Consider the following 25,662-nt stretch of genomic DNA (forward strand, 5'->3'; position numbering starts at 1 on the left):
GCGAACGAAGGGGGCCTAGCCATGGCTGAGACGGTGGTCCACGTGCTGCGGCACGGCGAGGTGTACAACCCGGACGGCATCCTGTACGGCCGGCTGCCCGGTTTCCGCCTCTCCGAGCTGGGCGTCCAGATGGCCAAGGCGGCCGCCCAGGCGCTCGCCGAGCGGACCGTGGTGCACGTGGTGGCCAGTCCGCTGGAGCGGGCCCAGCAGACCGCCGAGCCGATCGCCGCCCAGTTCGGTCTCTCCGTCGGGTCCGACGAGCGGCTGATCGAGAGCGCGAACTGGTTCGAGGGAAAGAAGGTCTCCCCGGGCGACGGCGGGTTCCGCGACCCGCGCAACTGGTGGGTGCTGCGCGACCCGGTCACCCCCTCCTGGGGCGAGGCGTACCGGGTGATCGCCGAGCGGATGTTCGGCGCGCTCCAGGCCGCCCGGGTGGCCGCCGAGGGGCGCGAGGCGGTGCTGGTCTCCCACCAGCTCCCGATCTGGACGCTGCGCCGGTACGTCGAGCGCAAGCGGCTCTGGCACGACCCGCGCCGCCGGCAGTGCGGCCTGGCCAGCCTCACCTCGTTCCACTTCGACGGGGACCGGATCACCGGCATCGGGTACACCGAGCCGGCCGCGCACCTGATCGCCGTCTCGCCGACCGCCCGGACGGCCAAGGGGGCCTGATGTCCACCCGGAGGCTCGTCGCCGCCCTGCTCACCGCCGTCGCCGCCGGGACGGCGCTGGTCGGCTGCTCCTCCGGCAGCCAGGAGAGCCGGTGCGCCGACCGCGACGGCGTCATCGAGTGCGCCCCCGACCAGCGTTCCGCCGCCCCGAAGCTCGCCGGTGACCTGCTCACCGGCGGCCGGTACGACGTCGCCGACGCCCGCGGTCAGGTCGTGGTGGTCAACTTCTGGGGCTCCTGGTGCGCGCCCTGCCGGGCCGAGGCGGACGACCTGGAGGCCACCTACCGGGCGACCAAGGGCTCCGGGGTGAGCTTCCTCGGCATCAACGTGCAGGACAGCAGGGACAAGGCGCTCGCCTTCGAGGAGGGCCGGGTCAGCTACCCGAGCCTCTTCGACCCGGCGAGCCGGCTGGCGCTGGCCCTGGACATCCCGCCGAACACCATCCCGGCCACCGTGGTCCTCGACCGGGAGGGCCGGGTCGCCACCGTGATCCGGGCCGCCGTCACCCAGGACCGGCTGCGTCCCCTGGTCGAGAAGGTCGCGGCCGAAGAGTCGGCGTCGCGCTGATGGGCGAGACCTTCAAGCACCTGGCCGAGTCCGGCCCACTGCTGCTGGCGGTGGGCGCGGCGATGCTCGCCGGCCTGGTCAGCTTCCTCTCCCCGTGCGTGCTGCCGCTGATGCCCGGCTACCTGTCGTACGTCACCGGCCTGGCCGGCGCCGACCTGGAGGGCCGGTCCCGGACCGCGCCGCCGCCGGTCGACGCCGATGGCGACGGTGACCGGCCCGGTGGCGGGGTGGCGGTCGCCGCGCCGCCGGAGACCCGCACGGTGGCCGCCGTGAAGGCCCGGGTGCTGGCCGGCACGCTGCTCTTCATCGCCGGCTTCACCGCCGTCTTCGTCGCCACCGCGATCCTCTTCTCCGGCGTCGGCCGCCTCTTCTACGAGCACGAACGCACGCTGGAGATCGTCATCGGCGCGCTGGTGGTGGTGCTCGGGCTGGGCTACCTGGGGGTGATCCCCGGGTTGCAGCGGGAGTTCCGGATCCAGCGGCTGCCGGCCGCCGGCCTGCTCGGCGCGCCGATCCTCGGCGTGGTCTTCGCGCTCAGCTGGGTGCCCTGCACCGGCCCCACGCTCAGCGCGGTGCTCGGCATGGCGGCGGTCGAGGGGCGGACCGACCGGGCGGTGCTGCTCGCCGTGGCGTACTGCCTCGGGCTGGGGGTACCGTTCGTCGTCTTCGGGCTGGGCTTCCACCGCCTGCTCGGGGTGTTCCGCGCCGTACGGCGTAACAGCCGCTGGGTCACCCGGATCGGCGGCGTCCTGCTGATCCTGATCGGCCTGGCGCTGGTGACCGGCGGGTGGCAGGACTTCGTGATCTGGTTGCAGACGCACGTGGGCACGGGCGAGGTGAGCATCTGATGACGACCGTGGACGACCGGCCGGCGAGCCCGCCGGCCGAGGCGCCCCGGCGACGGGTCAACCCGGTGCTGGCCCTGCTGCGCAACTCGTGGCGGCAGCTCACCAGCATGCGTACCGCGCTGATCCTGCTCTTCCTGCTCGCGGTCGCCGCCGTCCCCGGCTCGGTGCTGCCGCAGCGCGGGGTCAACCCGGAGAAGGTCGACCAGTGGTTCGTCGACCACCCCGACCTGGCCCCCCGGCTCGACCAGCTCGGCTTCTTCGAGGTCTTCGGCTCGGTCTGGTTCTCCGCGATCTACCTGCTGCTCTTCACCTCGCTGGTCGGCTGCATCCTGCCCCGGGCCCGGGACCACGTCCGCGCGCTGCGGATGCGCCCGCCGGCCGCCCCGAAGCGGCTGGAGCGGCTGCCCCAGCACGCGGTGCTGGAGGCCCCGGCCGCCGCCGACGCCGAGGCGATCGCCGCGGTGCTGCGCCGTCGCCGCTGGCGGGTGGTGGTGCGCGGCGACGAGGTCTCCGCCGAGAAGGGCTACCTCAAGGAGACCGGCAACCTGCTCTTCCACGTGTCGCTGGTCGCCGTCCTGCTCGGGGTCGCGGTCGGCTCCTGGTACGGCTGGCACGGCAACCGGATCCTCGTCGCGGGCGAGGAGAACGCGTTCTGCAACACCCGCCAGCAGTACGCCGAGGCGTCGCTCGGCCCGCGCGTGGACAGCGCCGACCTGCCGCCGTTCTGCCTCACCCTGGAGAAGTTCGAGGCCGACTACCTCGCCTCCGGCCAGGCCTCCCGCTACTGGGCCACGGTGAAGGTGGACCAGACCGACGGGTCGGCACGTACCGCCGGCTTCTCGGTCAACTCGCCACTGCGGCTCGGCCCGGCCAACGTCTACCTGCTCGGCAACGGGTACGCCCCGATCCTGAAGTACACCGACCGCTACGGACGCAGCCAGACCAGCACGGCGCCCTTCCTGCGCACCGGCGACCCGAACGCGACGGAGGAGGGGGTGGCCGCCTTCCCGGACGCGAACGTCGACCCGAAGACCGGGCAGCGGGCCCCGGACCAGCAGATCGCCTTCGACGGCCTCTACCTGCCCACCGCCCCGGACAGCCCGCCCTTCGTCTCGTCGCAGTTCCCGGCCGAGCGCAACCCGGCGGTGGTGCTGGTCGCGTACCGGGGCAACCTCGGGCTGGACGCCGGCATCCCCGGCTCGGTCTACAAGCTCGACCAGGGGCAGATCGCCAACGGCAAGCTGAAGCAGATCGGCGACAAGAAGCTCGCCCTCGGTGAGAAGTGGACCCTGGACGACGGCAGCACGCTGGAGTTCGTCGGCACCAAGCCGTACGTGACGCTCGCCGTCCGGCACGCCCCGGCCCAGACGCTGCTGCTGGTGGCCAGCGGCACGCTGCTGCTCGGCCTGATGGGTTCGCTCTTCGCCCGGCGGCGCCGGGTCTGGTTCCGCGTCACGCCCCCCGCCGGTGGATCTCCGACGGGCGGTAGTAGCTTGATGGAGGCCGGTGGGCTGCCGCGCACCGAGCATCCGGGGTTCGCCGACGAGTTCGCGCAGCTCGTCGCCGCGGTGAGCGACGACGGGCGGGACGCCCGGCCGGCGCGAGAAGGAGACGAGTGATGTCCGCACTCTCCGACCAGCTGGTCACGTACGCGATCCTGGCGTACCTGGTCGCGATGATCAGCCACGCCGTCGAGTACGCCCTCGGCAACGCCCGCAAGGTGGTGGCCGCCGCCCCGGCCCGTGAGCTGGTCGGCGCGGGCGTCGGCGGTCCCGGCGGGACGGTCGACGAGCCGGTCGCACCGGTCGCGCCCCGGCCGGACCGCAGCGCCGCCCGGGCCGCGCTGGCCGGGCGGATCGCCGCCTGGGTCACCGTGCTCGCCGCCGCCCTGCACCTGGGCGCGGTGGTCACCCGGGGCATCGCCGCCGAGCGGATGCCCTGGGGCAACATGTACGAGTTCGTGCTGACGGTCACCTTCATCGGGGTCGCCGCCTGGCTGGTGGTGCTCTGGAAGCAGCCGTCGCTGCGCCGGCTCGGGCTGTTCCTGACCCTGGTCATGGTGCTGCTGCTGGCGTTCGCCGAGCTGAAGCTCTACGTGCAGGTCACGCCGCTGATGCCGGCGCTGAAGTCGTACTGGTTCGTGATCCACGTGTCGACGATCATCTTCGCCTCCGGGATCTTCCTGCTGGGCGTGGTGCCGGCGACGGCGTACCTGCTGCGTTCCGGCTGGGAGGCGGGGAAGCGGAGCTTCCCGTACACGCTGGCCCGCCGGCTGCCGGCGGCGGCCGGCCTGGAGCGACTGACCTTCACGCTGCACGCCTTCGCCTTCCCGATCTTCACCTTCGCGGTGATCGCCGGGGCGATCTGGGCCGAGGCGGCCTGGGGCCGGGCCTGGGGCTGGGACCCGAAGGAGACCTGGGCGTTCATCTCCTGGGTGGTGTACGCGGGCTACCTGCACGCCCGGGCCACCCCGAGCATCCGGCGCAACGTGGCCACCTGGATCTCGATCCTGGGCTTCCTGACCATGCTGATGAACCTGTTCGGGGTCAACTTCTTCTTCACCGGCCTGCACTCCTACGCCGGGGTCTGACCGGGCGTCCGGCCGGTGCGGGTGGCTGACCCGACCGGCCGGACCCGGTACGCGCTCAGTGGCAGCTGCCGCTGCCCGAGTCGGTGAAGGTGCCGCCGGCCACCGGCAGGAACTGCCAGGTGTAGCCGTTGCTGGACAGGGTCAGCTTGAGCGCCCCGAAGGTGGTGCCGTTCTTGACCTGGCTGTTCGCGGCGGGCTCGGGGAACGTCGACATCAGCGGTCGGCCGCCGGTGCCGACCACGAACTCGCGGATGCCCCGGGTCGGGTCGGCGGCCCCGGCCGGGTCCTGGGGGCGAACCGCTCGTACTGCTGGTTGTGGCCGTTGATGATGATCTCGGCCCCGGCGTCGTAGAGCGCCTGGAAGAGCGGGCGGACCGCCGTCGACTCCCGGCCGCCGGAGCTGAACAGCGGGTGATGGTACTGGGCCAGGGTGCAGCGGTTCGGGTGCGCGGCGAGGTCGGCGCGCAGCCACTTCTCCTGGGGTGAGCCGGCCTGGCAGCCGCCCACCTGGGAGCAGTTGGTGTTCAGTACGACGATGTGCCAGCCGGCCTTGTCGAACGAGTGGTAGCCCTTGCCGGGCGGCAGCACCGGGCCGAAGTAGTCGAAGGTGGGCTGCGCCCCGGCGGTCAGGTAGTCGTGGTTGCCGAGGATGGGCTTCGTCCGGTCCTTGAACTGCCCCCAGGTGGGGTCGTAGCAGTTGGCGAGTTGGGCGGCCGTCCCGCTGTCGGTCAGGTCGCCGCCGGCCATCACGGTGCCCGCCTCACGGGCGATGATCTGCGCGGTCCGGGCCGCCCCGGTGGTGCTGCACGCCGAGATGTCGCCGCCGTTGAGCAGCACGTTGTCCCCCGTGGGCGGCGTTCCGGTGGTGACCATCAGCATCGGCGCGTACGTGCCGGACTCCCGGCTGTCGTAGAACGCGCCGTCCGCGTTGCCGGACGTCAGGGCGAACGCCACGACGCCGTTGCCGGTGACGGCGGCGGTGACGTCCAGCTCGTACCAGGTGTTGCCGCGCACGGTGCCGACCTGCTGCGCGGTGCCGCCGTTCGGGCTGGGCGCGTTGGGGTGTTCTGCACGTGCAGCCGCAGCCGGGCGCTGGTGACCGGGTCGGTCAGCCGGGTGATGTTGAACTGGAGGTACGAGGTCCGGGTCGGGGTGGCCCCGACCACGAGGGACGCGGTGTCGTTGAAGTTCCTGGTCGGGCTGGACGAGCTGACGTAGCTGTCCTGGCTGGCGGCGAAGGGGAAGGTGGTGGTGGCCGCCGCGGCCGGCGGTGCGCCGGCGAGCAGCCCGCCGACGAGGACCAGGGCGGCCGGTCCGGCGGGTGGAGCGTGCTTGTTCATGAGGTCTCCGTTTCGGCCACCCGCGCGCCGACGTGCCCGGCAGGTGGGGGCCGCCCTAGGCGAGGACCCAGCAGACGAGACGCACCGTGACGGTATCGTCACTTCCTGTGCGTGGCTCGTGACGCCGGCCGGGTCAGCACCTCGGTCACCCGCATGGTCACCTGGTATGCGACCTCCGGTAGGTCGGCGAGGTCGAGGCGATCGGCGCGCAGCGCGAACTGGGCGTGCAGCTCGCGGGCCACCGCGTCCCGGATGTCGGTCTGGAGAGGGCTCAGGCCGTCCGGATCACCCACCACGTACGCGTCGTCCACGGGGCCATCCTGCCGCCGGGATCCGGCGGCCGGTCAAGGGTGGCCGGGATGTGTCACACCCCGAACCAGCCGGGGACGTCGAGGCGGAAGACGTCGGCCGGGACCATCCGGCGCAGGTCGTCCTCGATGGCCGCGACCCGGTCCGCGCCGAGGGTGGCCGCCCATTCGTCGCGCAGCCGGTCGAAGACGACCGCCGAGCGACGGAGCCCGTCGAGGCCGTGCGCGGTGAGCCGGACCAGCTTGCGGCGGGCGTCGGCGGGGTCGTCGGCGCGTTCCAGGTAACCGAGGGCGACCAGGCGGTCGACGGTCTTGCCGGCGGCCTGCTTGGAGACGCCGAGGCGCTGGCCGAGGTCGGAGGCGGTGGTGCCGGCCGGGCCGACGGCCTGGAGCACGAAACCGTGGGCGGGGCGCAGCTCGGGGTGCCCCTGCCGGGCCAGTTCGGCGTGCAGGTCGTCGATGAGCGTGCGGAAGCCGGCGAGCAGCAGCAGCGGCAGCGCGAAGCCGGGGCGGTCAGCCGTTGCCACGTTCGACAACCTCGTTTACCATTTCGTCAACCACGTTGACTATCTTATCCGAGGGGTGCCGCCATGTCCCGACCGGTCTTCACCGCCCACACCGCCGACACCGCGCCCGCCGCCGCCCGGCCGCTGATGGCCGCCGTGCAGCGCAAGCAGGGCCACCTGCCCGCCGCCGTCGGCCTGATGGCCGAGTCGCCGGAGCTGCTCAAGGGGTTCCTCGGCGCCCTCGCCGTCTTCGACGCCACCGACCTCGACCCGATCGCCCGGGAGGTGGTCGTGCTCACCGTCGCCACCCGCAACGAGTGCCACCTCTGCGTGGCCATGCACACCGCGACGCTCACCGGCCACGGCGGCGCACCGGAGCTGATCGAGGCGCTGCGGACCGGCGCTGACCTGCCCGACGCGCGGCTGGAGGGGCTGCGCCGGTTCACTCTCGCCGTACTCGACCACCGGGGGGCCGTCCCCGAGGGTGACCTGGCCGCCTTCCTGGCCGCCGGCTGGCTGCCCCGACACGCGTTGGACGTGGTGCTCGGCATCGGCACGTACACCATCTCCACCTTCGCCAACCGGCTCGTCGACGCCCCGCTCGACCCCGCGCTCGCCGCGTACGCCTGGGCGCCCGCCGGCTGAGCGGTCAGTCGGCCCGGAGGTGAGCAGCCCGTGCCGGTCGGCGGCGACCGTCACCCGGTCCGGGCCCCGCCGTGCGGCCGGCCCCGGTCGCCGGCGTTGCGGAGCGAATCCTCCTCAGATCACACGACCCGGCGTGGGCAGCGCGGGAAGGGGTGCGGGAGACTGGCTGACATGGCGGCTCGTGGCTTCCCGTACACCGATCTCAAGGACTTCCTCGCGGCGCTGGAGCGCGCGGGCGAGCTGCGGCGGGTGAGTGTCCCGGTCGACCCGACGCTGGAGATCAGCGAAGTGGTCACCCGGACCGTCCGGGCCGGCGGCCCCGCGCTGCTCTTCGAGCGCCCCACCCGGGGCGAGATGCCGGTGGCGGTCAACCTGTTCGGCACCGAGAAGCGGATGGCGATGGCGCTCGGCGTCGAGTCGCTCGACGAGATCGGCGAGCGGATCGGCGGGCTGATCAAGCCGGAGCTGCCGGTCGGCTGGTCCGGCATCCGCGAAGGGCTGGGCAAGGTCCTCCAGCTCAAGTCGGTGCCGCCGCGCAAGGTGAAGACCGCCCCCTGCCAGCAGGTGGTCTACTCCGGCGACGACGTCGACCTGGGCCGGCTGCCCGGCCTCCAGGTGTGGCCCGGCGACGGCGGGATCTTCCACAACTTCGGGCTCACCCACACCAAGCACCCGGAGACCGGCAAGCGCAACCTCGGCCTCTACCGGCTCCAGCAGCACGGCCGGAACACGCTGGGCATGCACTGGCAGATCCACAAGGACTCCACCGCGCACCACGCCGTCGCCGAGCGGCTCGGCCAGCGGCTCCCGGTCGCCATCGCGATCGGCTGCGACCCGGTCGTCTCGTACGCCGCCACCGCCCCGCTCCCCGGCGACATCGACGAATACCTGTTCGCCGGCTTCCTGCGCGGCGAGCGGGTGGAGATGGTCGACTGCCTGACCGTGCCGTTGCAGGTGCCCGCGCACGCCCAGGTGGTGCTGGAGGGCTACCTCGAACCCGGCGAGCGGCTGCCCGAGGGGCCGTTCGGCGACCACACCGGCTTCTACACCCCGGTCGAGCCGTTCCCGGTGCTGCACGTCGAGACGATGACCATGCAGCGCGACCCGGTCTACCACTCGATCGTCACCTCGAAGCCGCCGCAGGAGGACCACGGCCTCGGCAAGGCCACCGAGCGGATCTTCCTGCCGCTACTGAAGATGATGATCCCGGACATCGTCGACTACGACCTGCCGGCCGCCGGGGTCTTCCACAACTGCGCGATCATCTCGATCCGCAAGCGCTACCCCAAGCACGCGCAGAAGGTGATGAACGCGATCTGGGGCGCGCACCTGATGTCGCTGACCAAGCTGATCGTGATCGTCGACGAGGACTGCGACGTGCACGACTACAACGAGGTCGCGTTCCGCGCCTTCGGCAACGTCGACTACGCCCGGGACCTGCTCCTCACCGAGGGGCCCGTCGACCACCTCGACCACTCGTCGTACCAGCAGTTCTGGGGCGGCAAGGCCGGCGTCGACGCGACCCGCAAGCTGCCCACCGAGGGGTACACCCGGGGCTGGCCCGAGGAGATGACCATGTCGCCCGAGGTGGTCTCGCTGGTCGACAAGCGCTGGAAGGAGTACGGGGTCTGATGGCGACCGCCGTGGTGGAGCGACCGGGACGCGTGACGTCCTTCCTCAAGCTCGTCGCGATCGAGCACTCCGTGTTCGCGCTGCCGTTCGCGTACCTGTCCGCGCTGACCGCGATGCAGGTCGACGGCGGGCGGGTGCGCTGGCTCGACCTGCTGCTGATCACGGTGGCGATGGTCGGGGCGCGGACGTTCGCCATGGCCGCCAACCGGATCCTCGATCGGCGGATCGATGCGCGGAACCCGCGTACCGCCAACCGGGAACTGGTCACCGGGGCGGTGAGCGTGCGCACGGCCTGGACCGGCGCGGCCGTCGCCCTGGTGGTCTTCCTGGCTGCCGCCGCCCTGCTCAATCCGCTCTGCCTGGCGCTCGCCCCGCTCGCCGTGGTGCCGCTGGTGGTCTACCCGTACGGCAAGCGGTTCACCAACTGGCCGCACGCCATCCTGGCGGTCGCGCAGGCGGTCGGCCCGGTCGGCGCGTGGCTGGCGGTCACCGGGACGCTGGACGGCTCCTGGCCGGCCTGGTTGCTCGGCGCCGCGGTGGGCCTCTGGATCGGCGGCTTCGACCTCATCTACGCCTGCCAGGACTCCGAGATCGACCGGGAGATCGGGGTGCACAGCGTCCCCGCCCGGTACGGCCGGCGCTTCGCGCTGCACGCCTCCACGGTCGCGCACGTGATCACCTTCGTGCTCTTCATCTGGTTCGGCGCGCTGGTCGGCTTCGGCTGGCTCTGGTGGATCGGGCTGGCGCTCACCGCCGTCGCGTTCGGCTACCAGCACCTGGTGGTCAGCCCCACCGACCTCAGCAAGGTCAACCGGGCGTTCTTCACCGCCAACGGCTTCGTCGGCATCGCGCTCTTCGTCTTCGCCCTGCTCGACCTGGTGATCCGCCTCGACCTGCGCCCCTGACCGGGCGCGGCCGGCTCAACCGGCCGCGTCCACCGGATAGCGGGCGCTCTCCAGCGTCCAGTCGACGGTGCCCCGGACGGTGGCGGCGACCCCGTCGAGATGGGCGCTGACCGACCCGTCCAGCGCCGGCCCGAACGACGGCACGGCGGCGCGCAGCGCCACGAACCGGGCCATCTCGACCCGCCACCGCGTCGCGACCAGCTCCACCGCCGTCGGCACCGGCACCCGCCGCTCGGCGGCCACCGCCAGCACGATGTTGTGCCCGCCGGCGGTGGCCCGGTCCCGGTCCAGCGAGGCGATGTCGTTGAACCAGGAGAGCAGGTCGTTGGCGCGCTCGCCGACCCGGCGCACCGCCGGATGGTGGTGGACCGCGTCCGGCAGCGGCCGGCCCGCGGTGAACTCCAGCAACGGGTACGACACGTACGCGGCGGAGGTCGCCCGGCGCAACGCCACGTACTCGTCGACCCCGGGCGCCCGCCCCGCGGCGCGGGCCGTCGCCTCCCGCCCGACGCCGTCCAGGTGGTCGGCGACCGCGTCCGCGAAGCGCAGCCGCCAGCGGGCCGGCATCCGGCGTCGGGGCTCCCGCCAGGCCCGCACCAGCAGCCGCCGCAGCGGACCGGCGAAGCCGGGATGCCGCACCCGGGGACCGTCCCGGAGCAGGTTCAGTGCGCCGTCCCGCAGCGCCCGGATGCCCGCCGGATCCGGCCGGCCCGGCCCGTCGCAGGCGTCGTCGACCAGGAAGAACCAGGTGAACAGGGCGGTCACCACCCGCAGGTCCGCCTCGTCGGCATCGGGGTGGAGCCGGCCGGCGTACCGGGCGAAGCCGGCCCGGGCCAGCCGTTCCCGGGCGGCGGCCTCCGGCGGCAGGCCCAACCCGTCGAGCTGGTCGACCAGCCAGTCCTGGACCTGGTCGGCGTACGGGGAGAGCCGGGGCACGATCGGGCACTCCGCGCGCAACGACCGGAGCACCGCCGCCGTCATCAGCCCCCCCATCGACGAGGATCACCGACGGGAAGCATGGCAGGTCCGTGCGCCGGACGCCGGGCGGGTGCGCACCCGGGGGTCCCCTGCGCACCACAGGAGCGGACCAGGCAGGCTGGACGGTATGCGCGAACCATGGGTGGTCGGCGTCTCCGGGGCCTCCGGCACGCCGTACGCGGCCGCGGTCGTCCGTGGCCTGCTCGACGCCGGGGCGGCGGTCGACCTGATCGTCTCCCGGGCGGCCCGGTTGACCATCCTCGACGAGACCGGTCGCCCGTTCCGGGACGCGCACTGGGCCGAGGACCTGGCGGCCTGGCTGGGCCGTGACCTGGCCGGCGCGGACCTGCGGCACTGGCCCGCCGGTGACCTCGCCGCCGGACCCAGCAGCGGCTCCTACCGGATACGCGGCATGGCCGTCGTCCCGGCGAGCACGGCGGCGTGCGCCGGCATCTCGATCGGGCTCTCGAAGGATCTGTTGCAGCGCGCCGCCGAGGTGAACCTCAAGGAGCGGCGGCCGGTGGTGGTGGTGCCCCGGGAGACCCCGGTGACCCGCAGCCACCTGGAGCACCTCATCGCGCTGCACGACGCCGGTGCCGTGGTGCTCCCGGCCAGCCCGGGCTTCTACGGCGCCGGGGCGGCGGCCTCCGCGCCGCAGCTGGTCGACTTCGTGGCCGGCAAGGTGCTGGACGCGCTCGGCGTGCCGCACACCCTGTTCCGGCGGTGGTCGGGTGAGCTGGCGGCGGCCCGCCGGGACGCGGAGGGGGCGTAGCCCGTCCGCGCCCCGGTCGACACCGACTCAGTACATGCCGGCGTTGGCCGGTCCGGGGCCGGTCGAGGCGGTCGGGCCCATGTTGCGGGCCTTCCCGATGTCCTCCGCCTCGTCCAGCATGCCCTCCCCCTCAAGCAGGGCCCGCACCTCGGATTCCCGAAACCGGCGATGCCCGCCTGGAGTCCGGATGCTGCCTATCCGGCCGGCCGCTGCCCATCTGGTCACGGTCTTCGGGTCAACCCGAAACAGCGCAGCGACCTCACCCGGTGTCAGCAGGCGATCTCCAGTGTCCACAGCCCCCTCCTCGCGTCGACGAAGCCCCCGGCTGAACACACTGCCCCCGGCCGGTGCGAGCCCAGAGCCGTCATGAGGGACGTATGGCAATTACAGCACCGGCCAACAGGCCTGTCCGCCAAACGCGAAAAACGCACGGAGTGAGAAGTTAGTAAATGGTACCGGCGCTCCACTCCCCTGACCACGGGTTTGTGAACGGTTACCTGACGTCATGTTCAACTGGTGCCGAGCGTCGGGCGTTACGCCGGAACGATAGGGTCATCCCCCGTGGACGCGATCGACCGGAGCCTGGTGGAGCTGTTGCGGGGCAACGCCCGCCTGTCGTACGCCGAGCTGGCCCGCCAGGTGGGGCTCTCGGCCCCGGCCGTGCACGAGCGGGTCGGCAAGCTGGAGACCGGCGGAGTCATCCGGGCGTACCGGGCCGAGGTCGAGCCGGAGGCGATCGGGCTCGGGGTCACCGCGCTGATCGGCATCGTCGAGGACTCCACCGCCGACACCGACGACGTGCTGGAGGCGTTCCGGCAGATGCCCGAGATCGAGTCCTGCTACTTCATGGCCGGAGTCGAATCCTTCCTGCTCAAGGCGCGGGTGGGCACCATCGCCGAGCTGGAGCAACTGATCGTGCGGCTGAACCGCACCGCCGGCGTCGCCTCCACCCGGACCGGCATCGCGCTCTCCACCAAGTGGGAGAACCGCCCCCGGCCGATCGAACAGACCGGCCCCTGACGCACTGGCCCCGGCCGCCCCAGGGGCGTTACCGTGCGCCGATGACGACCTCGACGCGCGGCGCGGCCGTGGTGACCGGGGCGGCCGGCGGCCTGGGCCGGGCCGTCGCCGCCGCGCTGCACGCCGACGGCTGGCCGGTGCTGCTGACCGATGTGGACGCCGCCGCCGTGGCCGCCGTCGCGGCACCCCTCGGCGGCTGGTCCCGCCCCCTGGACGTCCGCGACGAGGCGGCCTGCGCCGAGGTGGCCGCCGAGGCGGCCGGGGCGCCGGGTGGGCTCGGGCTCTGGGTGAACAACGCCGGGCTGCTGGCCACCGGACCGGCCTGGACGCACGACCCGGCCACCCGACGGCGGTTGGTCGAGGTCAACACGCTGGGGGCGATGAACGGCACCCTCGCCGCGCTGGCCGTGCTGCGCGCCCAGGGACACGGGCACGTGCTCAACGTGGTCTCGCTCGCCGGGCTGATCGCCGCCCCCGGCGAGACCGTCTATGCGGCCAGCAAGCACGCGCTGCTCGCGTTCAGCCTCGGCACCCTCGCCGACCTGCGGATGGCCGGCGTCCGGGGCGTACACGTGTCGTGCCTGTGCCCGGACGGGATCTGGACGCCCATGCTGCACGACAAGCTGGCCGACCCGGGGGCCCTGGCCTCGTTCACCGGGACGCTGCTGAGCCCCGAGCGGGTGGCCGCCCGGGTGGTCCGGCTGGCCCGCCGGCCCCGTCCGGTGGTCAGCCTGCCGCGCTGGCGCGGCGCGCAGGTCCGGCTCCTGGACGCCTTCCCCCGGCTGGCCCTGGCGCTCACCCCGGTGGTCCGGGCGGCCGGCCGGGCCGGGCAGCGCCGGCAGATCCGCCGGGTCCGCGCCGATGCGAGCCGGCCTCGCTTGTAACGTTGCCGGCGTGACGCATCTCGACCGGTGTGACGAGGCCGGCCGCAGCTGGCTGACCGAGGCGATCGCCACGGTCGAGGCGGACGCCAACCGCTCCGCCGACACCCACCTGCTCCTCTTCCCGCTGCCCCGGGAGTGGGGGATCGACCTCTACCTCAAGGACGAGTCGGTGCACCCCACCGGCTCGCTCAAGCACCGGCTGGCCCGCTCGCTCTTCCTCTACGGGCTCTGCAACGGCTGGATCTGCGAGGGCACCACCATCATCGAGGCGTCCTCCGGCTCGACCGCGGTCTCCGAGGCGTACTTCGCCCGGCTGCTCGGGCTGCCGTTCATCGCGGTGATGCCCGCCTCCACCTCGCCCGAGAAGATCGCCCAGATCGAGTTCCAGGGCGGACGCTGCCACCTGGTCGAGGACCCGGCGAAGGTGGTGATCGAGGCGCGCTGGCTCGCCGAGGACACCGGCGGCCACTTCATGGACCAGTTCACCTACGCCGAGCGGGCCACCGACTGGCGGGGCAACAACAACATCGCCGAGTCGATCTACGCGCAGCTCGCCCTGGAGCGGCACCCCGTACCGGCCTGGGTCGTGGTGGGCGCGGGGACCGGCGGCACCAGCGCCACCATCGGCCGCTACGCCCGTTACCGGCGGCTGCCCACCAAGCTCTGCGTGGTCGACCCGGAGAACTCCGCCTTCTACCCGGCCTGGCAGGCCGGGGACTGGTCGGTCCGGACCGGGCGCGGCTCGCGGATCGAGGGCATCGGCCGCCCCACCGTCGAGGCGTCCTTCCTCCCGTCCGTGGTCGACCGGATGGTCCAGGTCCCGGACGCCGCGTCGCTGGCCGCGATGCGGGCCGGCTCGACGCTCCTCGGCCGCCGGGTGGGCGGCTCCACCGGCACCAACCTGTGGGGGGCGTTCGGGTTGATCGCCGAGCTGCTCGCCGCCGGGCGGACCGGCTCGGTGGTCACCCTGATCTGCGACCCCGGGGACCGCTACGCGCACACCTACTACTCCGACGAGTGGGTCGCCGGGCAGGGGCTGGACCTCGCCCCGCACCTGGCCACCATCGACCGCTTCCTCGCCACCGGGGCCTGGCCGGCCTGACCGTCAGCGCGGGCCGACCCGCTCGGCCAGCCCTGGGTAGCGGACCACGAAGCCGTCCGGGTCCACGTCCAGGTCGGCGGTGAAGTTGCCGCTGGCGAACCGGATCCGGCCCGGGCCGAGGGACGTGTAGACCTGCTCGGCGGGGACCACCGCCAGGCCGGGCACCAGCACCCAGGCCACGGCGACCTGCCGCGCCTGGTCCGCCGGGGCCCGGGTCAACCCGATCCGGCGTACCGGCAGGGTGTTGAACAGCGGCGAACCGCCCAGGTCGACGTCGAGCGCCTCGGCCAGCCGCTCCGGCTCGTCGGTGCCCGGCAGGCCGGCCGGCGGATGGCCGACGGCCCGCAGCGCCGCGTCCAGGTCACCCTCCTCGCCGGTCCGCACCCGCCAGCCGTCCCCGGCCCGTTCCAGGCGTACGCTCCGCGACCAGCCGGCGCCCTCGGTCTCGACCTCCAGCCGGCTGGTCACCCCGTCCGCGCCCACGGCCAGCCGGTAGCGGCAGGTGTAGGGGATCGGGTCGACGGCCAGCGCCACGCCCTGCGCGGCGAACCCCTGACGGTCGTCGAGGACGGCGTGCTCCGAACCGGCGGTGTCGGTCCTGGTCCAGAAGAGCGACTTCGGCATGGTCGGCATGAATCGGACGTTACGCCACCCGGCCGGTGCCGGCACGGGATGCGGAAACGCCGCCGCCGGGCAGCTGCCCGACGACGGCGTCCGTCGCTCCGAAATCAGTGGGTACGCGCCGGCGGCCGACCGCCGGAGCCACGCCGGTCGTCCCGACCCCGCCCGTCGGGGCGGAAGCCGCTCCGGCGCTCCGCCGGCCGGAACTCGCCGGCCCGCTCGCCGAACCGCGGCGCGCCCCGGCCGTCCCGGTCGCCGAACCGTCGCTCGCCGCGGTCCCGGTCGAACGAGCCGCGATCGTACGAACCCCGGTCCCGGTCGGACGAGCCGCGATCGTACGAACCCCGGTCCCGGTCGGACGAGCCGCGCTGGCCGTGGTCGGCGGAACCGCGCTCCGCGCCGGGCCGGTCGCCGAAGCGACGCTCGCCCCGCCCGTCCCGGTCGTCGTAACCCCGCCCGCCGCCGGACGAGGACCGGTCGCCGTAACCGCGCTCGCCGCCGGACGAGGGGCGGTCGCCGAAGCTGCGCCCGCCCGACGACGGCCGGTCGCCGTAACCGCGCCTGCTGCCGGCCGAGGACCGGTCGTCGAAGCGCCGGTCGCCACGCTCACCGGCCGGGCGGTCGCCGAAGCGCCGCTCGGCCGGACCGCGCTCCCGGTCACCGAAGCGCCGCTCACCGGAGGGCCGGCCGTAGCCGTCGCCGCGCTGCTGGTCGCGGTCGCCGAAGCGCCGCTCACCCCGGTCGGAGAAACCGCGTCCGTCCCGGTCGGCCGAGGGCCGGTCGCCGTAGCGGCGCTCGCCCCGACCGTCGCGGTCGCCGTAGCGCCGCTCGCCCCCGCCGTCCCGGTCGCCGAAGCGCCGGCCGTCGCGCTCGCCGAAGCGGCGGGCACCGGACGGGCGGTCGCGGCGGGACTCGGGCTCGTCGCGGACCGGTACGCCGCTGGGCTCCCGCGCGCCGGTCAGCTCGGCCAGCGCCGCGTCACCCGCGCGCACCCGCGCCTCGGCCGGCTCGACGCCCGCCTTCTCCAACATGGCCAGGGTGGTCCGGCGCTGCTTCGGCAGCACCAGGGTGGCCACCGCGCCCGACTCGCCGGCACGCGCCGTACGGCCGGCCCGGTGCAGGTAGTCCTTCGGGTCCTTCGGCGGGTCCACGTGCAGCACCAGGGAGACCCCGTCGACGTGGATGCCCCGGGCCGCCACGTCGGTGGCGACCAGCACGTTCATCCGGCCCTCACGGAACTCGGCCAGCGTCCGGGTACGCATCCGCTGGGTCTTGCCGCCGTGCAGCCCACCGGCGCGAACCCCCACCGCGGTGAGCTGCTCGACCAGCCGGTCGACACCGAGCTGCGTACGGGCGAAGAGCATGGTGCGGCCGTCCCGGGCCGCGATGGACGCCGCGACGGCGAACTTGTCGTGCGGCGGGATCAGCAGCAGGTGGTGGTCCATGGTGGACACCGCCGCGGTGGCCGGTGCGGTGGAGTGCGTGACCGGGTCGGTCATGAACCGCTTGACCAGCGAGTCGACGTCGTTGTCCAGGGTGGCCGAGAAGAGCAGCCGCTGGGCGTCCGCCGGGGTCTTCGCGAGCAGCTGGGTGACCTCGGGCAGGAAGCCCATGTCGGCCATCTGGTCGGCCTCGTCCAGCACGGTGATCTCGACGTCGTCCAGCTTGCAGACGCCGCGCTCGATCAGGTCGCCGAGCCGCCCGGGGGTGGCCACGACGATCTCCACGCCCCGGCGCAGCGCGTCGATCTGCCGGTCGTACGGGACGCCGCCGACGGCGGTCTTGAGGAAGATGCCGACCGCCTTGCCGAGCGGCACCAGCGCGTCGTTGACCTGCATGGCCAGCTCGCGGGTCGGCACCAGGACCAGGGCCCGGGGGTGCAGCGGCCGGGCCCGGTTCCGGTCGGCGAGCCGGGCGATCACCGGCAGCCCGAAGGCGAGCGTCTTGCCGGAGCCGGTCTGGCCCCGGCCGAGCACGTCCCGCCCGGCCAGCGCGTCCGGCATGGTGGCGCGCTGGATCTCGAACGGGGTGGTGATGCCCTGCCGGGCGAGCGCCTCGACGAGCTGCCGGGGCAGCCCCAGCGCGGCGAAGTCGGTGGTGTCGGTGGCCGGGAGTTCCGGCGTGGAGAGCTGATCTGCGGACGAGGACGTGCCGGGGGCAGCGTAGGTGGTCAAGAAATGCCTTTCGAGCGGGGCGCATCTTCGCGATGGCCCGCCGCAGCGCCGTACGCCGCCGATTCGCCCGCAAGATCGCCCATGGGCGCGCTAACGGCGCGCCGGGTCAGTGATCCCCACAAGTGTACGGCGGTCCGGCCGGACCGCCACCGCGCCGCGAAGCGGTAGTGGGCGGGCTCACCCCGGTCAGCCGCCGGTGAGGCCGCTCAGCGCGTCGTTGGCCAGGAAGACCACCAGCAGGCTGATCGCGATCAACAGGCCGAGTGAGGCGGCCAGCACGATCACCACCCGGGTGTTGCGGGACCGAGTGGTCGGGGCGTCCTCGGCCCAGCCCTGGGCGAGGATGTGCCCGGTCAGCGAGCCGGAGTTCTCCAGCGGGTTGCTGTGCGGCAGCGAGACGGTGGCGAACCCGGGCCCGTCGGTGCCGCCGTACGCGGTCCCGGCCAGGTCCCGGGACCCGGGCGGGGTGACGGCCGGGTACGTCCGGCCACGGCTGCCCGTCGGGTCGGTCGGCGGCGGCCAGTTCGGCAGCGCGGGCGCCGGCACCACCGGCGGCGCGGGCACCGGGGCGGCGGACGGGACCGCCGGGCCGGATCCGGAGGCCGTGGTCCGGGGCGCCGACACGGACGCCGCCGAACCGTAGAGCGACCCGGCCGGCGGCGCGGAGATCGGCCCGGCCGGCGGCGCGGAGACCGGCCCGCCCGCCGGGAAGCTCATGGCGGGCGGCGGGGGGAACGGCGGAGCCGGCATCGGGCCGGGGCCGGGTGGGGGCGGCGGCACCGGCGGCCCGGGCGGGGGCAGCGGCGGCCCGGGGACCGGCGGTACCGGACCGGGTGGCAGCGGGCCGGGGGACGGCGTGGGGACGGGCGGCGCGGGCACCGGCGGGGTCGGCCGCAGCGGGGGCTCCGGCGCCGGCACCGGCGGCGCGGGGGACGGCGGGGTCGGTCCCGGTACGGGTGTCGGCGCCGGCTCGGGCTCGGGCCCGGGCGGCGTCGGGGGCTGTGCCGGCTCCGGCGGCTGTGCCGGCTCGGGCGGCTCCGGGTTGACCGGACCGGCCCGGTACACCTTCGCGGCGGCGGCCTTCGGCACCCGGGCGGCGGCGACCTCGTCCGCCGTGACCCGGGTCAGCCCCGGCACGACGGCACTGGCCCGCGCCGCGGGCGCGGTCACCGGTCCGCCGGTGCCGGACTCCCCGGCCGGACGGGCGCTGGCCTGCTCGGTGGCGGCGCCGGGGGCCACCGTGGTGGCCCGCGTGACGGCGGGCCCGGCGGCGGGCGGCTCGACGGGCTCGGCGGCGGGAAGTCCGACGGCGGCGCGTTCGGCGGCGGCCGGCTCGGCGGCGGCGGCCGGCTGGGCGGCGGCGGCTCGCTGGGCGTCGGGCTCGGCGGCGGCCGCACCGGTACCGGCTCGCTCGGCCGGAGAACCGGCGGGGCGGTCCGCGGCGGCGAAGGCGGACCAGGTCGAGGGCGCGACCGGGGCCGCCGGCTCGCGTCGTTGCAGGGGCGCGACGGACTGCGCGGGTGCACCCGCCCGGTAGGTGGTGGCCGAGGCCGGGGCGTCGGGCCGACCCTGGCCCGGTGGTGGGACCGCCGCGCCGGCGAGGGAGACCCGGGCCCGGGCGACCACGGTGGATCCTGCCGGGACGGCGGTCGCCCCGCGCTCGGCAGCGCCCGGGTCAACCGGCCGGTCGGTGGGGTCGGTGGCGGATCCCGGGTGGACCGCCTCCGCCGGAACCTCTCGCTCGGCCATGTTCGCCCCTTCACGCCCACGCTGGCCCCCGCGCCGTGGCGTCGGCCGGGAGTGCCTGGAACTCACCGTGCCACATTCCGGCCCGGCAGCACAGTCGGAGCGGACGGTTGGGTCAGCTTCCGCTGCTCGCGGCGGCGGAAGCGCTCTCCACCGTGCTGCCGGTCGGTGCGGCGGACCGGGTGGTGGTGCTCGACTCGCTGCTGGTCGGCGCGGCCGACCGGGTGGTCGTCGTGCTCGGCTCGCTGGTCGCGCCGGTCGGGGACGGGGCGGGCGGGTCGGACGGGGTGGGCGACGGCGACGTGCTCGGCGTCGGCGTCGGCGAGGAACTGGGCGAGGTCGACGGGCTCGGGCTCGACGTGCTCGGCCTGGGCGACGGCGAGTGGGTCGGCTTGGTGGCGCTGGGGGTCGGCTTCGGCTTCGGCGTCTTCGTCGCGCCGGGTGCCGGAGCCGGCGTGGCCGGGACAGCCGGGGGGGACGTGGCCGGGCCGGGCACCCCGCCGACCACCCGGGTGGCGGCGTAGAGCCGGCTCCACCGGACCACCGAGATCTTGACGACGTCGCCGGTGCGGGGCGCCTCGACCATCTTGCCGTTGCCGATGTACATGGCGACGTGGTGGATGCTCGTCCAGCTGCTGCCCGAGGCGAAGAAGAGCAGGTCGCCGGGGAGCAGCGCGTTCGGGTCGACCGTCCGGGTGCGGGTCGCGTAGTACTGGTCCCGGGAGACCCGGGGCAGCCCCTGGTAACCGGCCGCCTGGTACGACGCGAGCATCAGCCCGGAGCAGTCGAAGCGGTCCGGCCCCTCGGCCGCCCAGAGGTAGGGGTCGCCGAGCTGGGCGAGGGCGTAGCGCACCGCGGCCAGCGCGGTCGGGTGGGCGGCCAGCCCGCTGACGTTCTGGTTGACCACGTAGCCGCCGCCGAGCTGCTGCTCGGCCGCGTCCTCCTGGCGGGCGGCTGCCAGCAGCAGGGCCGAGTTGTCCTTGCGCAGCTTCAGCAGCGCGGCTTCCTGCCGGTGCAGGTCGCCCTCGACCTTGACGTACTCGGCCGCCTTCTCGGTGGCGCGCTGCTGCGCCGAGTCGTACGCCCGCTGGGCGATCTGCGCGGCGCTGGTGGCCCGGGCGACCTCGCCGTCGACGGCGGTGGTCGCCCCCTGCGCCTTGTCGCCACGGGTGATCCGCTGGAGGGCGTCGAGCTGGCGCAGGTCCGACCCGAACGCGCCGGGTGGCAGCGCGGCGTCGGCCTTGACCGCGTCGGCGGCGGCGTTCCTCGCCTTCTCCTGGGCCCGGGCGAGCGCGTCGCGGGCCTGCTGGAGCGTCGTGGTGGCGAGGGTGAGCTGGGCCTGCGCGTCGTCACGCTCGCCCTTGACCCGGACCAGGTTCTCGCCGAGCTGGGCGACCTGCGTCTCGGCGGCGTTCACCTGCGCCATCAACGGGCCGCCGGCCGGGTTGGTGACCGGGGCGGTGGTGGCCAGGCCACCGGCGGGCTGGCCGGGCAGGCCGGGGATCTGCACGCTGACCTGGGGCGGCCGCAGCCCGGTGTCGGGCACCGTGTCCGGCAGGGGGTCGGCCCAGGCGGGGGTGGCCATCGCGGCCGCCGCCACCACGCCGAGCAGGGCGGCCCAGAGCTTCGGGCGCAGCACCGGCGAGATCACCGGGCCCCCGCGTCGCTGCCGTCGGACCCGCCTGCTGTCGACCATTCCGCTCCCCGTCCGGTCTGGTGCCTCCCGCGCTCGATGGGCGCGGTGAACCGGGACGGTACCAGTGTGTGTTCCGCCCCACCCTGTCTTACCTCACGGAGGGCAGGCCTGTCGATGTGCGGAGCGTGACGGACAGCCGGGCGGCCGGTGAAGTTCGTCGCTGCGGATGACCGGGCCGTCGGTCGGTCGGCGCAGCGACGTACGCTCGACCGGGACCGCAGGTGGAAGGGACGTGGCTTTCGATGGACGCCGGACTCAAGCGCGAGCTCGAAGCGAAGGTGTACGCGGGGGAGCGGCTGACCCGTGAGGACGGGATCGCCCTCTACGACAGCGACGACCTCGCCTGGCTGGGGCGGCTGGCGCACCACCGGCGTACCGAGCTGAACGGCGACCGGGTGATGTTCAACGTCAACCGGCACCTGAACCTGACCAACGTGTGCAGCGCGAGCTGCGCGTACTGCTCGTTCCAGCGCAAGCCGGGCGAGAAGGACGCGTACACGATGCGCATCGACGAGGCGGTCCGCAAGGCCAAGGAGATGGAGGACGAGCAGCTCACCGAGCTGCACATCGTCAACGGCCTGCACCCGACGCTGCCCTGGCGCTACTACCCGAAGGTGCTGCGCGAGCTGAAGGCCGCGCTGCCGAACGTCAACCTCAAGGCGTTCACCGCCACCGAGGTGCAGTGGTTCGAGAAGATCTCCGGGCTGAGCGCCGACGAGATCCTCGACGAGCTGATGGACGCCGGCCTGGAGTCGCTGACCGGTGGTGGCGCGGAGATCTTCGACTGGGAGGTCCGGCAGCACATCGTCGACCACGCCTGCCACTGGGAGGACTGGTCGCGGATCCACCGGCTGGCCCACTCGAAGGGCATGAAGACCCCGTCGACGATGCTCTACGGCCACATCGAGGAGCCCCGGCACCGGGTCGACCACGTGCTGCGGCTGCGGGAGCTCCAGGACGAGACCGGCGGCTTCCAGGTCTTCATCCCGCTGCGCTACCAGCACGACTTCGTGGACAGCGCGGACGGCAAGATCCGTAACCGGATCCAGGCCGAGACCACGATGGCCTCGCCGGCCGAGTCGCTGAAGACCTTCGCCGTGTCCCGGCTGCTCTTCGACAACATCCCGCACCTGAAGAACTTCTGGGTGATGCACGGTCTCTCGGTGGCCCAGCTGTCGTTGAACTTCGGTGTGGACGACCTGGACGGCTCGGTCGTGGAATACAAGATCACCCACGACGCCGACTCGTACGGCACGCCGAACACCATGCACCGCGACGACCTGCTGCACCTGATCTGGGACGCCGGCTTCCGCCCGGTCGAGCGGAACACCCGCTACGAGGTCGTCCGCGAGTACGACGCCGCCCCGTCGATGGCCGAGCGGCGGGCCGAGCCGCAGCAGGTCTGGGCCTGACCGGCGCGTCGATGAGCACCGAGGAGCAGCAGCGCGGCTTCCCCCGGCGGGACGCAGAGGGCCGGATCGCCACCCTCGGCGACCTGCTCGGGGTGAGCCTCGCCGGCCTGGTCATCGGCGTGCTCGCGCTGGTGCTCTTCGAGTGGGCGTTCGCCACCATGGGTGCCGGCGGGTTCGGGCGTACCAACGGCTGGCTTGCGGTGATCCTGCCGGTCTGGCTCTTCTGGGACGACTTCCGGGCCTGGGAGTTCGGCGCGGCCCGGGTGGTCGCGGCGCTGGCCGGGATCGCGCTCGGGGTGCTCGCCGGGCTGCTCGCGGCGGGCCTGACCGCCGGGCTGCCGCCGCTGCTCTCCGGCGCGCTGGCCGCGACGGTCTTCACCGTGGTCTACGCGGTGGTCTGGTTCCCTGGCGTCCACTGGCTGGCCCGGCGTACGGGCTGAGCGGAAGAAGGAGTACGAGCGTGAGCGCGGCGGTCAAGTACACGCTGGGCCGGATCGGGCTGTTCGTCGCGGTGCTGGCGGCCCTCTGGTTCGTCGACATGAACATGTTCCTGCGGCTGATGCTGGCGCTGGTCTTCTCCGCCGCGCTCTCGTTCTTCCTGCTCAAGGGCTGGCGGGACGAGATGGCCGGGGAGATGGCCGAGGCGTCGGAGCGACGGCGGGCGGAGAAGGAGCGGCTGCGCTCCGCCCTGGCCGGCGACGACCAGCCCGCCGAGGACGGCCCGGGCGAGCAGCGGAGCTGATCCACGGCCGACGGCCGGGGAACGGGGCCACGGGCGCGACGGGGCAGCGGGCGGGTCGCCGCCGCACTAGGGTCGCTCCCCGTGCTGGAGTTCATCCGTCGGTGGCGCGGAAGGGTCTTCCTCTGGGTCGGCCTGCCGGTCATCGCCGTGCTGGGGCTGGCGTTCGTCGGGCCGGACGTGCTGCCCGCCTGGCAGGCGGAGCGCGGGGCCGGCACGGCCGGCACCTTCACCGCCGTCGACCACCACTGCGGCCGGCGGAGCTGCACCTGGTCCGGTGACTTCGCCCCGGCAGGCGGCGGCGCCGTACGCCGGGACGTCCTGCTCTACGACGCCCCGTCCGGGCTGGCGGTGGGCGGCACCGCGCCGGCCCGGGACACCGGGGCCAGCCGGGGGGTCTTCTGCACCGACGGCGGCGAGACCTTCCTGCTGATCACCGGGATGGCCCTCGCCGCCGCCCTGGCCGGGGTCGGCTGGGTGCTGCTGGTCCTCCGGACGATCAGGCGCCGGCGTGGTCGGGCGCTGGGCGACCGGTGGGTCCGTACCCCGGCGCCGGGCTGAGGGCGGCCGGCTGCCGCCGCTCCTCTCCGGCGCGCCGGCCGCGACGGTCTGATCGTCGCCGGCGGCGGCGTCCGTGCCGGTGGGAGCACGTTGGCGGCGGCTCCCTACCATGTCGGCCGTGCCGAACAAGTTCCGCGACCGGTTCTGGGGATCGATGTTCTGGATCCTCGTGACCGCGACGATGGTGGTATGCCTGGTTGGTGGTGCCGCAGGCATCGCTCCGTCCTGGCGGGCGCAGGTGGGTGACGGCACACGTGGCACCTTCACCGCCACCCGCCTGGAGTGCCGGAAGGCGTGTTTCGTGTACGGCGACTTCACGGCGGACGACGGGGTAGCGCGGAGGACCGACGTCATGCTGCTGGACGGCCCGGAGAAGATGACCCCCGGGTCCACCGAGCCGGCGTTGGACACCGGCGAGCGGGGCGCGGTCTACTCCACCTCCGGCGGGCCGAGCCTGGTGTGGGCCCTCGCGATGACCGCGGGTGGTCTGGTCCTCGCGGCGTTCCTGGTGCGCATGGTCATCCTGTCGGTGCGCCGCCGGAGGCGTCGATCGGCGTGACGGGGCCCGGCCTCCCCGCTCGGCGGCCGGGCCCGCGTCACCTCACCAGTTGGTCGAGCCCGGGACGACCGGCCACGGCCGGTCCGCCGGCTTGATCAGGTACGCGATGCCACCCGAGCCGCCGGCCACCGTGCCGTTCGCCCGGTACCGCTTGGTGCGCAGCCAGATCTGCTCGAACTGGGACCGCTTGTAGACGTTGCGCACCGCGTCGTCCGAGGACGAGGCGGGGTCGTTGACGATCACGTCACCGTCGGCGGTGAAGCCGACCACCACGAAGAGGTGCCCGGAGGTGCCGTAGTTCGCCCCGTCCAGCTCGCTGGCGAGGAAGGACTGCGAGGTGACCACCGGGATGCCCGCCTTGATGAAGCGCTCCACCTCGTCCAGCGAGTGCAGCCGGGTGACCCGGGCGTCCAGGCCGGGGAAGCTGGCCGCGTACGCGGTGTTGAACGGCCAGTTGCCGGCGCCCTCGTACTCGTAGTCGTAGGTCATCCGGGCGGCGTGGTCGACGGTCGGGTCGGCGTACGCCGGGTTCACCCAGGCGGTGTCCTCGGCGGACGGCTTGCGCCCCCAGTACTCGACCACCATCTCGGTGGAGGTCGGCGAGCACCAGGCCTCGCCGCCGTTGTCGTACTCCGGGTACTCGCCCTTGTGGATGTTCTGCGAGTAGCGCGGCACGGCCAGCTCGGTGCCCCAGGCGATGCCGCCCTTGCTCGGCGCGACGGTGAACCGGTCCGGCACGTTGGAGCTCATCGCGCCCAGCATCCGGACCGTGGGCGACGCGGCCTGTCCCGGCGCCCGGTAGAGGGTCAGCCGGAGCTGGTACGACCGCAGCAGCACCCCGGCCTTCGCGTCGTCGATGGAGAACGTGTCGGTCCAGATGCTCGACCAGGGGTCACCCTGACCGTCCAGGGTGGCCCGCTTGATGTCCTGGTCGCCGGAGGCCCAGCGGCCCATCACGTACCAGGGGGTCTGCGCGCCGGTGTTGTAGGTGCCGTGCAGCTCGACCTGGATCCAGGTGCCGGCCGGGGTGTCGGCGTTCCACGAGGCGACCAGTTCGCCGGCGTCGAAGCCGACCTGCTGCTCCGGGGAGGTCCAGGTGGCGTACTCCCAGGTGCGGGCGGTGCCGGTGTGCTCGTCGGTGAACGCGGTGGTGCCGGCCGGCTGGCCGATGGTGATCCCGGTGCGGTGCCCGGGGACGGCGTAGGTGCCCTGGTGGGTGCCGCCGCGCCAGTCCGGGTACTTCGAGAACTCCTGGAAGGTGATCTGCTCGTCGTGCGCGACGACCGGCAGGTTGTTGTCGGCCTGGGCGGGGACCGCCGTGCCGAGCAGGGCTAGCGCGGCGACGCCGGCGAGGGCGACCGCGCGCAGGGCTGGTCTGACCATGTGAAC

Annotated in this window: 28 protein-coding genes and 1 pseudogene; 17 read left to right on the forward strand and 12 right to left on the reverse strand. The window is 73.9% G+C overall.

The features are described 5' to 3' along the window. The first annotated feature begins 21 nt into the window (after nt 1–21). From GA0070611_RS23965 to ccsB, 5 genes are read left to right on the forward strand one after another with little or no spacing between them, the layout of a single operon-like run. Nucleotides 22–669 (forward strand): histidine phosphatase family protein, encoded by a 648-nt coding sequence (locus GA0070611_RS23965; RefSeq protein ID WP_091668476.1) that lies wholly within the window; start codon nt 22–24, stop codon nt 667–669. Next, nucleotides 669–1,235: a TlpA family protein disulfide reductase gene (locus tag GA0070611_RS23970; protein WP_091668479.1), complete on the forward strand. Its 567-nt coding sequence runs from the start codon at nt 669–671 to the stop codon at nt 1,233–1,235. Before GA0070611_RS23965 ends, GA0070611_RS23970 begins: the two co-directional genes overlap by 1 nt. Continuing rightward, entirely contained in the window at nt 1,235–2,083 is an 849-nt protein-coding gene (locus tag GA0070611_RS23975; RefSeq protein WP_091668483.1) for a cytochrome c biogenesis CcdA family protein, read from the forward strand. The genes GA0070611_RS23970 and GA0070611_RS23975 overlap by 1 nt, the downstream gene beginning before the upstream one ends. Further along, on the forward strand, nt 2,083–3,702 hold the full coding sequence (gene resB, locus GA0070611_RS23980) for a cytochrome c biogenesis protein ResB (RefSeq protein WP_091668486.1): 1,620 nt from the start codon (nt 2,083–2,085) through the stop codon (nt 3,700–3,702). Before GA0070611_RS23975 ends, resB begins: the two co-directional genes overlap by 1 nt. Then, nucleotides 3,702–4,673: a c-type cytochrome biogenesis protein CcsB gene (gene ccsB / locus GA0070611_RS23985; RefSeq protein ID WP_091668489.1), complete on the forward strand. Its 972-nt coding sequence runs from the start codon at nt 3,702–3,704 to the stop codon at nt 4,671–4,673. The genes resB and ccsB overlap by 1 nt, the downstream gene beginning before the upstream one ends. Nucleotides 4,674–4,728: 55 nt before the next feature. Here ccsB and GA0070611_RS23990 read toward each other — a convergent pair whose 3' ends face one another. The 5 genes and pseudogenes from GA0070611_RS23990 to GA0070611_RS24005 form a co-directional block, all read right to left on the reverse strand. Further along, nucleotides 4,729–4,887: a hypothetical protein gene (locus GA0070611_RS23990; protein ID WP_157740377.1), complete on the reverse strand. Its 159-nt coding sequence runs from the start codon at nt 4,885–4,887 to the stop codon at nt 4,729–4,731. Beyond that, on the reverse strand, nt 4,887–5,552 hold the full coding sequence (locus tag GA0070611_RS23995) for a metallophosphoesterase family protein (protein WP_456238057.1): 666 nt from the start codon (nt 5,550–5,552) through the stop codon (nt 4,887–4,889). Before GA0070611_RS23995 ends, GA0070611_RS23990 begins: the two co-directional genes overlap by 1 nt. Before the next feature lie 42 nt (nt 5,553–5,594). Continuing rightward, nucleotides 5,595–6,013: pseudogene (locus GA0070611_RS31165) on the reverse strand (CBM96 family carbohydrate-binding protein); the annotation flags it as partial. A 98-nt stretch (nt 6,014–6,111) separates the two neighbouring features. Next, nucleotides 6,112–6,324: a hypothetical protein gene (locus GA0070611_RS24000; RefSeq protein ID WP_091668500.1), complete on the reverse strand. Its 213-nt coding sequence runs from the start codon at nt 6,322–6,324 to the stop codon at nt 6,112–6,114. A 53-nt stretch (nt 6,325–6,377) separates the two neighbouring features. Then, nucleotides 6,378–6,848, reverse strand: coding sequence for a MarR family winged helix-turn-helix transcriptional regulator (locus GA0070611_RS24005; protein ID WP_091668504.1), 471 nt, complete (start codon nt 6,846–6,848; stop codon nt 6,378–6,380). A gap of 63 nt (nt 6,849–6,911) precedes the next feature. On the opposite strand from GA0070611_RS24005, the gene GA0070611_RS24010 reads away from it, so the two are divergent. The 3 genes from GA0070611_RS24010 (at nt 6,912) to mqnP (ending at nt 10,009) form a co-directional block, all read left to right on the forward strand. Next, nucleotides 6,912–7,472 (forward strand): carboxymuconolactone decarboxylase family protein, encoded by a 561-nt coding sequence (locus GA0070611_RS24010; RefSeq protein WP_091668507.1) that lies wholly within the window; start codon nt 6,912–6,914, stop codon nt 7,470–7,472. A gap of 171 nt (nt 7,473–7,643) precedes the next feature. Beyond that, nucleotides 7,644–9,104, forward strand: coding sequence for a menaquinone biosynthesis decarboxylase (locus GA0070611_RS24015; protein ID WP_091668511.1), 1,461 nt, complete (start codon nt 7,644–7,646; stop codon nt 9,102–9,104). Next, nucleotides 9,104–10,009, forward strand: coding sequence for a menaquinone biosynthesis prenyltransferase MqnP (gene mqnP / locus GA0070611_RS24020; RefSeq protein WP_091668516.1), 906 nt, complete (start codon nt 9,104–9,106; stop codon nt 10,007–10,009). Before GA0070611_RS24015 ends, mqnP begins: the two co-directional genes overlap by 1 nt. A gap of 15 nt (nt 10,010–10,024) precedes the next feature. Here mqnP and GA0070611_RS24025 read toward each other — a convergent pair whose 3' ends face one another. Next, nucleotides 10,025–10,990, reverse strand: a complete 966-nt coding sequence (locus GA0070611_RS24025; protein ID WP_091673375.1) for a terpene synthase family protein — start codon at nt 10,988–10,990, stop codon at nt 10,025–10,027. Nucleotides 10,991–11,114: 124 nt separating this feature from the next. Between GA0070611_RS24025 and GA0070611_RS24030 the strand changes: the two genes are divergently transcribed. After that, nucleotides 11,115–11,759, forward strand: coding sequence for a UbiX family flavin prenyltransferase (locus tag GA0070611_RS24030; protein WP_091668519.1), 645 nt, complete (start codon nt 11,115–11,117; stop codon nt 11,757–11,759). A 27-nt stretch (nt 11,760–11,786) separates the two neighbouring features. On the opposite strand, the gene GA0070611_RS24035 is transcribed toward GA0070611_RS24030, so the two are convergent. Further along, nucleotides 11,787–12,053, reverse strand: a complete 267-nt coding sequence (locus GA0070611_RS24035; RefSeq protein WP_091668522.1) for a BldC family transcriptional regulator — start codon at nt 12,051–12,053, stop codon at nt 11,787–11,789. A 267-nt stretch (nt 12,054–12,320) separates the two neighbouring features. Here GA0070611_RS24035 and GA0070611_RS24040 point away from each other — a divergent pair, with 267 nt between their 5' ends. From GA0070611_RS24040 to cds1, 3 genes are read left to right on the forward strand one after another with little or no spacing between them, the layout of a single operon-like run. Next, nucleotides 12,321–12,779 (forward strand): Lrp/AsnC family transcriptional regulator, encoded by a 459-nt coding sequence (locus GA0070611_RS24040; RefSeq protein WP_091668525.1) that lies wholly within the window; start codon nt 12,321–12,323, stop codon nt 12,777–12,779. Between the two features lie 41 nt (nt 12,780–12,820). Continuing rightward, complete coding sequence (locus tag GA0070611_RS24045; protein ID WP_091668529.1) at nt 12,821–13,663, forward strand: SDR family NAD(P)-dependent oxidoreductase; 843 nt, start codon at nt 12,821–12,823, stop codon at nt 13,661–13,663. A 10-nt stretch (nt 13,664–13,673) separates the two neighbouring features. Further along, nucleotides 13,674–14,765 carry an L-cysteine desulfhydrase Cds1 gene (gene cds1 / locus GA0070611_RS24050; protein ID WP_091668534.1) on the forward strand — a complete coding sequence of 364 codons (1,092 nt, stop codon included), beginning with the start codon at nt 13,674–13,676 and terminating at the stop codon, nt 14,763–14,765. A gap of 3 nt (nt 14,766–14,768) precedes the next feature. Here cds1 and GA0070611_RS24055 read toward each other — a convergent pair whose 3' ends face one another. The 4 genes from GA0070611_RS24055 to GA0070611_RS24070 form a co-directional block, all read right to left on the reverse strand. Continuing rightward, entirely contained in the window at nt 14,769–15,389 is a 621-nt protein-coding gene (locus tag GA0070611_RS24055) for a putative glycolipid-binding domain-containing protein (RefSeq protein ID WP_091673377.1), read from the reverse strand. Nucleotides 15,390–15,493: 104 nt separating this feature from the next. Beyond that, nucleotides 15,494–17,560 (reverse strand): DEAD/DEAH box helicase, encoded by a 2,067-nt coding sequence (locus GA0070611_RS24060; protein ID WP_407940386.1) that lies wholly within the window; start codon nt 17,558–17,560, stop codon nt 15,494–15,496. 186 nt (nt 17,561–17,746) lie between these two features. Beyond that, nucleotides 17,747–19,309 carry a hypothetical protein gene (locus GA0070611_RS32310; RefSeq protein ID WP_157740379.1) on the reverse strand — a complete coding sequence of 521 codons (1,563 nt, stop codon included), beginning with the start codon at nt 19,307–19,309 and terminating at the stop codon, nt 17,747–17,749. 112 nt (nt 19,310–19,421) lie between these two features. Then, the gene (locus GA0070611_RS24070; RefSeq protein WP_167604466.1) at nt 19,422–21,002 is read right to left on the reverse strand and encodes a C40 family peptidase; all 1,581 of its coding nucleotides are present in this window, start codon (nt 21,000–21,002) and stop codon (nt 19,422–19,424) included. Between the two features lie 242 nt (nt 21,003–21,244). On the opposite strand from GA0070611_RS24070, the gene mqnE reads away from it, so the two are divergent. From mqnE to GA0070611_RS24095, 5 genes are all read left to right on the forward strand, one after another. After that, nucleotides 21,245–22,414 carry an aminofutalosine synthase MqnE gene (mqnE, locus tag GA0070611_RS24075; protein ID WP_091668538.1) on the forward strand — a complete coding sequence of 390 codons (1,170 nt, stop codon included), beginning with the start codon at nt 21,245–21,247 and terminating at the stop codon, nt 22,412–22,414. Between the two features lie 11 nt (nt 22,415–22,425). Continuing rightward, nucleotides 22,426–22,854, forward strand: coding sequence for a hypothetical protein (locus tag GA0070611_RS24080; RefSeq protein WP_091668543.1), 429 nt, complete (start codon nt 22,426–22,428; stop codon nt 22,852–22,854). Nucleotides 22,855–22,874: 20 nt separating this feature from the next. Next, entirely contained in the window at nt 22,875–23,156 is a 282-nt protein-coding gene (locus tag GA0070611_RS24085; RefSeq protein ID WP_091668547.1) for a DUF4229 domain-containing protein, read from the forward strand. An 81-nt stretch (nt 23,157–23,237) separates the two neighbouring features. Further along, nucleotides 23,238–23,714: a hypothetical protein gene (locus GA0070611_RS24090; RefSeq protein WP_091668552.1), complete on the forward strand. Its 477-nt coding sequence runs from the start codon at nt 23,238–23,240 to the stop codon at nt 23,712–23,714. A 118-nt stretch (nt 23,715–23,832) separates the two neighbouring features. Continuing rightward, nucleotides 23,833–24,273 carry a hypothetical protein gene (locus GA0070611_RS24095; RefSeq protein ID WP_157740380.1) on the forward strand — a complete coding sequence of 147 codons (441 nt, stop codon included), beginning with the start codon at nt 23,833–23,835 and terminating at the stop codon, nt 24,271–24,273. A 42-nt stretch (nt 24,274–24,315) separates the two neighbouring features. Here GA0070611_RS24095 and GA0070611_RS24100 read toward each other — a convergent pair whose 3' ends face one another. Further along, the gene (locus GA0070611_RS24100) at nt 24,316–25,656 is read right to left on the reverse strand and encodes a C39 family peptidase (protein ID WP_091668561.1); all 1,341 of its coding nucleotides are present in this window, start codon (nt 25,654–25,656) and stop codon (nt 24,316–24,318) included. Nucleotides 25,657–25,662: the final 6 nt, after the last annotated feature.

It is taken from the genome of Micromonospora auratinigra, from assembly GCF_900089595.1.
In the GTDB taxonomy this organism is placed as follows: Bacteria; Actinomycetota; Actinomycetes; order Mycobacteriales; family Micromonosporaceae; genus Micromonospora; species Micromonospora auratinigra.

Bases quoted from the DNA above. Each gene is read 5' to 3' on its own strand.
- GA0070611_RS23965 (WP_091668476.1), top strand. From the start codon at position 22: ATGGCTGAGACGGTGGTCCACGTGCTGCGGCACGGCGAGGTGTACAAC.
- GA0070611_RS23970 (WP_091668479.1), top strand. From the start codon at position 669: ATGTCCACCCGGAGGCTCGTCGCCGCCCTGCTCACCGCCGTCGCCGCC.
- GA0070611_RS23975 (WP_091668483.1), top strand. From the start codon at position 1,235: ATGGGCGAGACCTTCAAGCACCTGGCCGAGTCCGGCCCACTGCTGCTG.
- resB (WP_091668486.1), top strand. From the start codon at position 2,083: ATGACGACCGTGGACGACCGGCCGGCGAGCCCGCCGGCCGAGGCGCCC.
- ccsB (WP_091668489.1), top strand. From the start codon at position 3,702: ATGTCCGCACTCTCCGACCAGCTGGTCACGTACGCGATCCTGGCGTAC.
- GA0070611_RS23990 (WP_157740377.1), bottom strand. From the start codon at position 4,887: ATGTCGACGTTCCCCGAGCCCGCCGCGAACAGCCAGGTCAAGAACGGC.
- GA0070611_RS23995 (WP_456238057.1), bottom strand. From the start codon at position 5,552: ATGCTGATGGTCACCACCGGAACGCCGCCCACGGGGGACAACGTGCTG.
- GA0070611_RS24010 (WP_091668507.1), top strand. From the start codon at position 6,912: ATGTCCCGACCGGTCTTCACCGCCCACACCGCCGACACCGCGCCCGCC.
- GA0070611_RS24015 (WP_091668511.1), top strand. From the start codon at position 7,644: ATGGCGGCTCGTGGCTTCCCGTACACCGATCTCAAGGACTTCCTCGCG.
- mqnP (WP_091668516.1), top strand. From the start codon at position 9,104: ATGGCGACCGCCGTGGTGGAGCGACCGGGACGCGTGACGTCCTTCCTC.
- GA0070611_RS24025 (WP_091673375.1), bottom strand. From the start codon at position 10,990: ATGACGGCGGCGGTGCTCCGGTCGTTGCGCGCGGAGTGCCCGATCGTG.
- GA0070611_RS24030 (WP_091668519.1), top strand. From the start codon at position 11,115: ATGCGCGAACCATGGGTGGTCGGCGTCTCCGGGGCCTCCGGCACGCCG.
- GA0070611_RS24045 (WP_091668529.1), top strand. From the start codon at position 12,821: ATGACGACCTCGACGCGCGGCGCGGCCGTGGTGACCGGGGCGGCCGGC.
- GA0070611_RS24055 (WP_091673377.1), bottom strand. From the start codon at position 15,389: ATGCCGAAGTCGCTCTTCTGGACCAGGACCGACACCGCCGGTTCGGAG.
- GA0070611_RS32310 (WP_157740379.1), bottom strand. From the start codon at position 19,309: ATGGCCGAGCGAGAGGTTCCGGCGGAGGCGGTCCACCCGGGATCCGCC.
- GA0070611_RS24070 (WP_167604466.1), bottom strand. From the start codon at position 21,002: ATGGTCGACAGCAGGCGGGTCCGACGGCAGCGACGCGGGGGCCCGGTG.
- mqnE (WP_091668538.1), top strand. From the start codon at position 21,245: ATGGACGCCGGACTCAAGCGCGAGCTCGAAGCGAAGGTGTACGCGGGG.
- GA0070611_RS24080 (WP_091668543.1), top strand. From the start codon at position 22,426: ATGAGCACCGAGGAGCAGCAGCGCGGCTTCCCCCGGCGGGACGCAGAG.
- GA0070611_RS24100 (WP_091668561.1), bottom strand. From the start codon at position 25,656: ATGGTCAGACCAGCCCTGCGCGCGGTCGCCCTCGCCGGCGTCGCCGCG.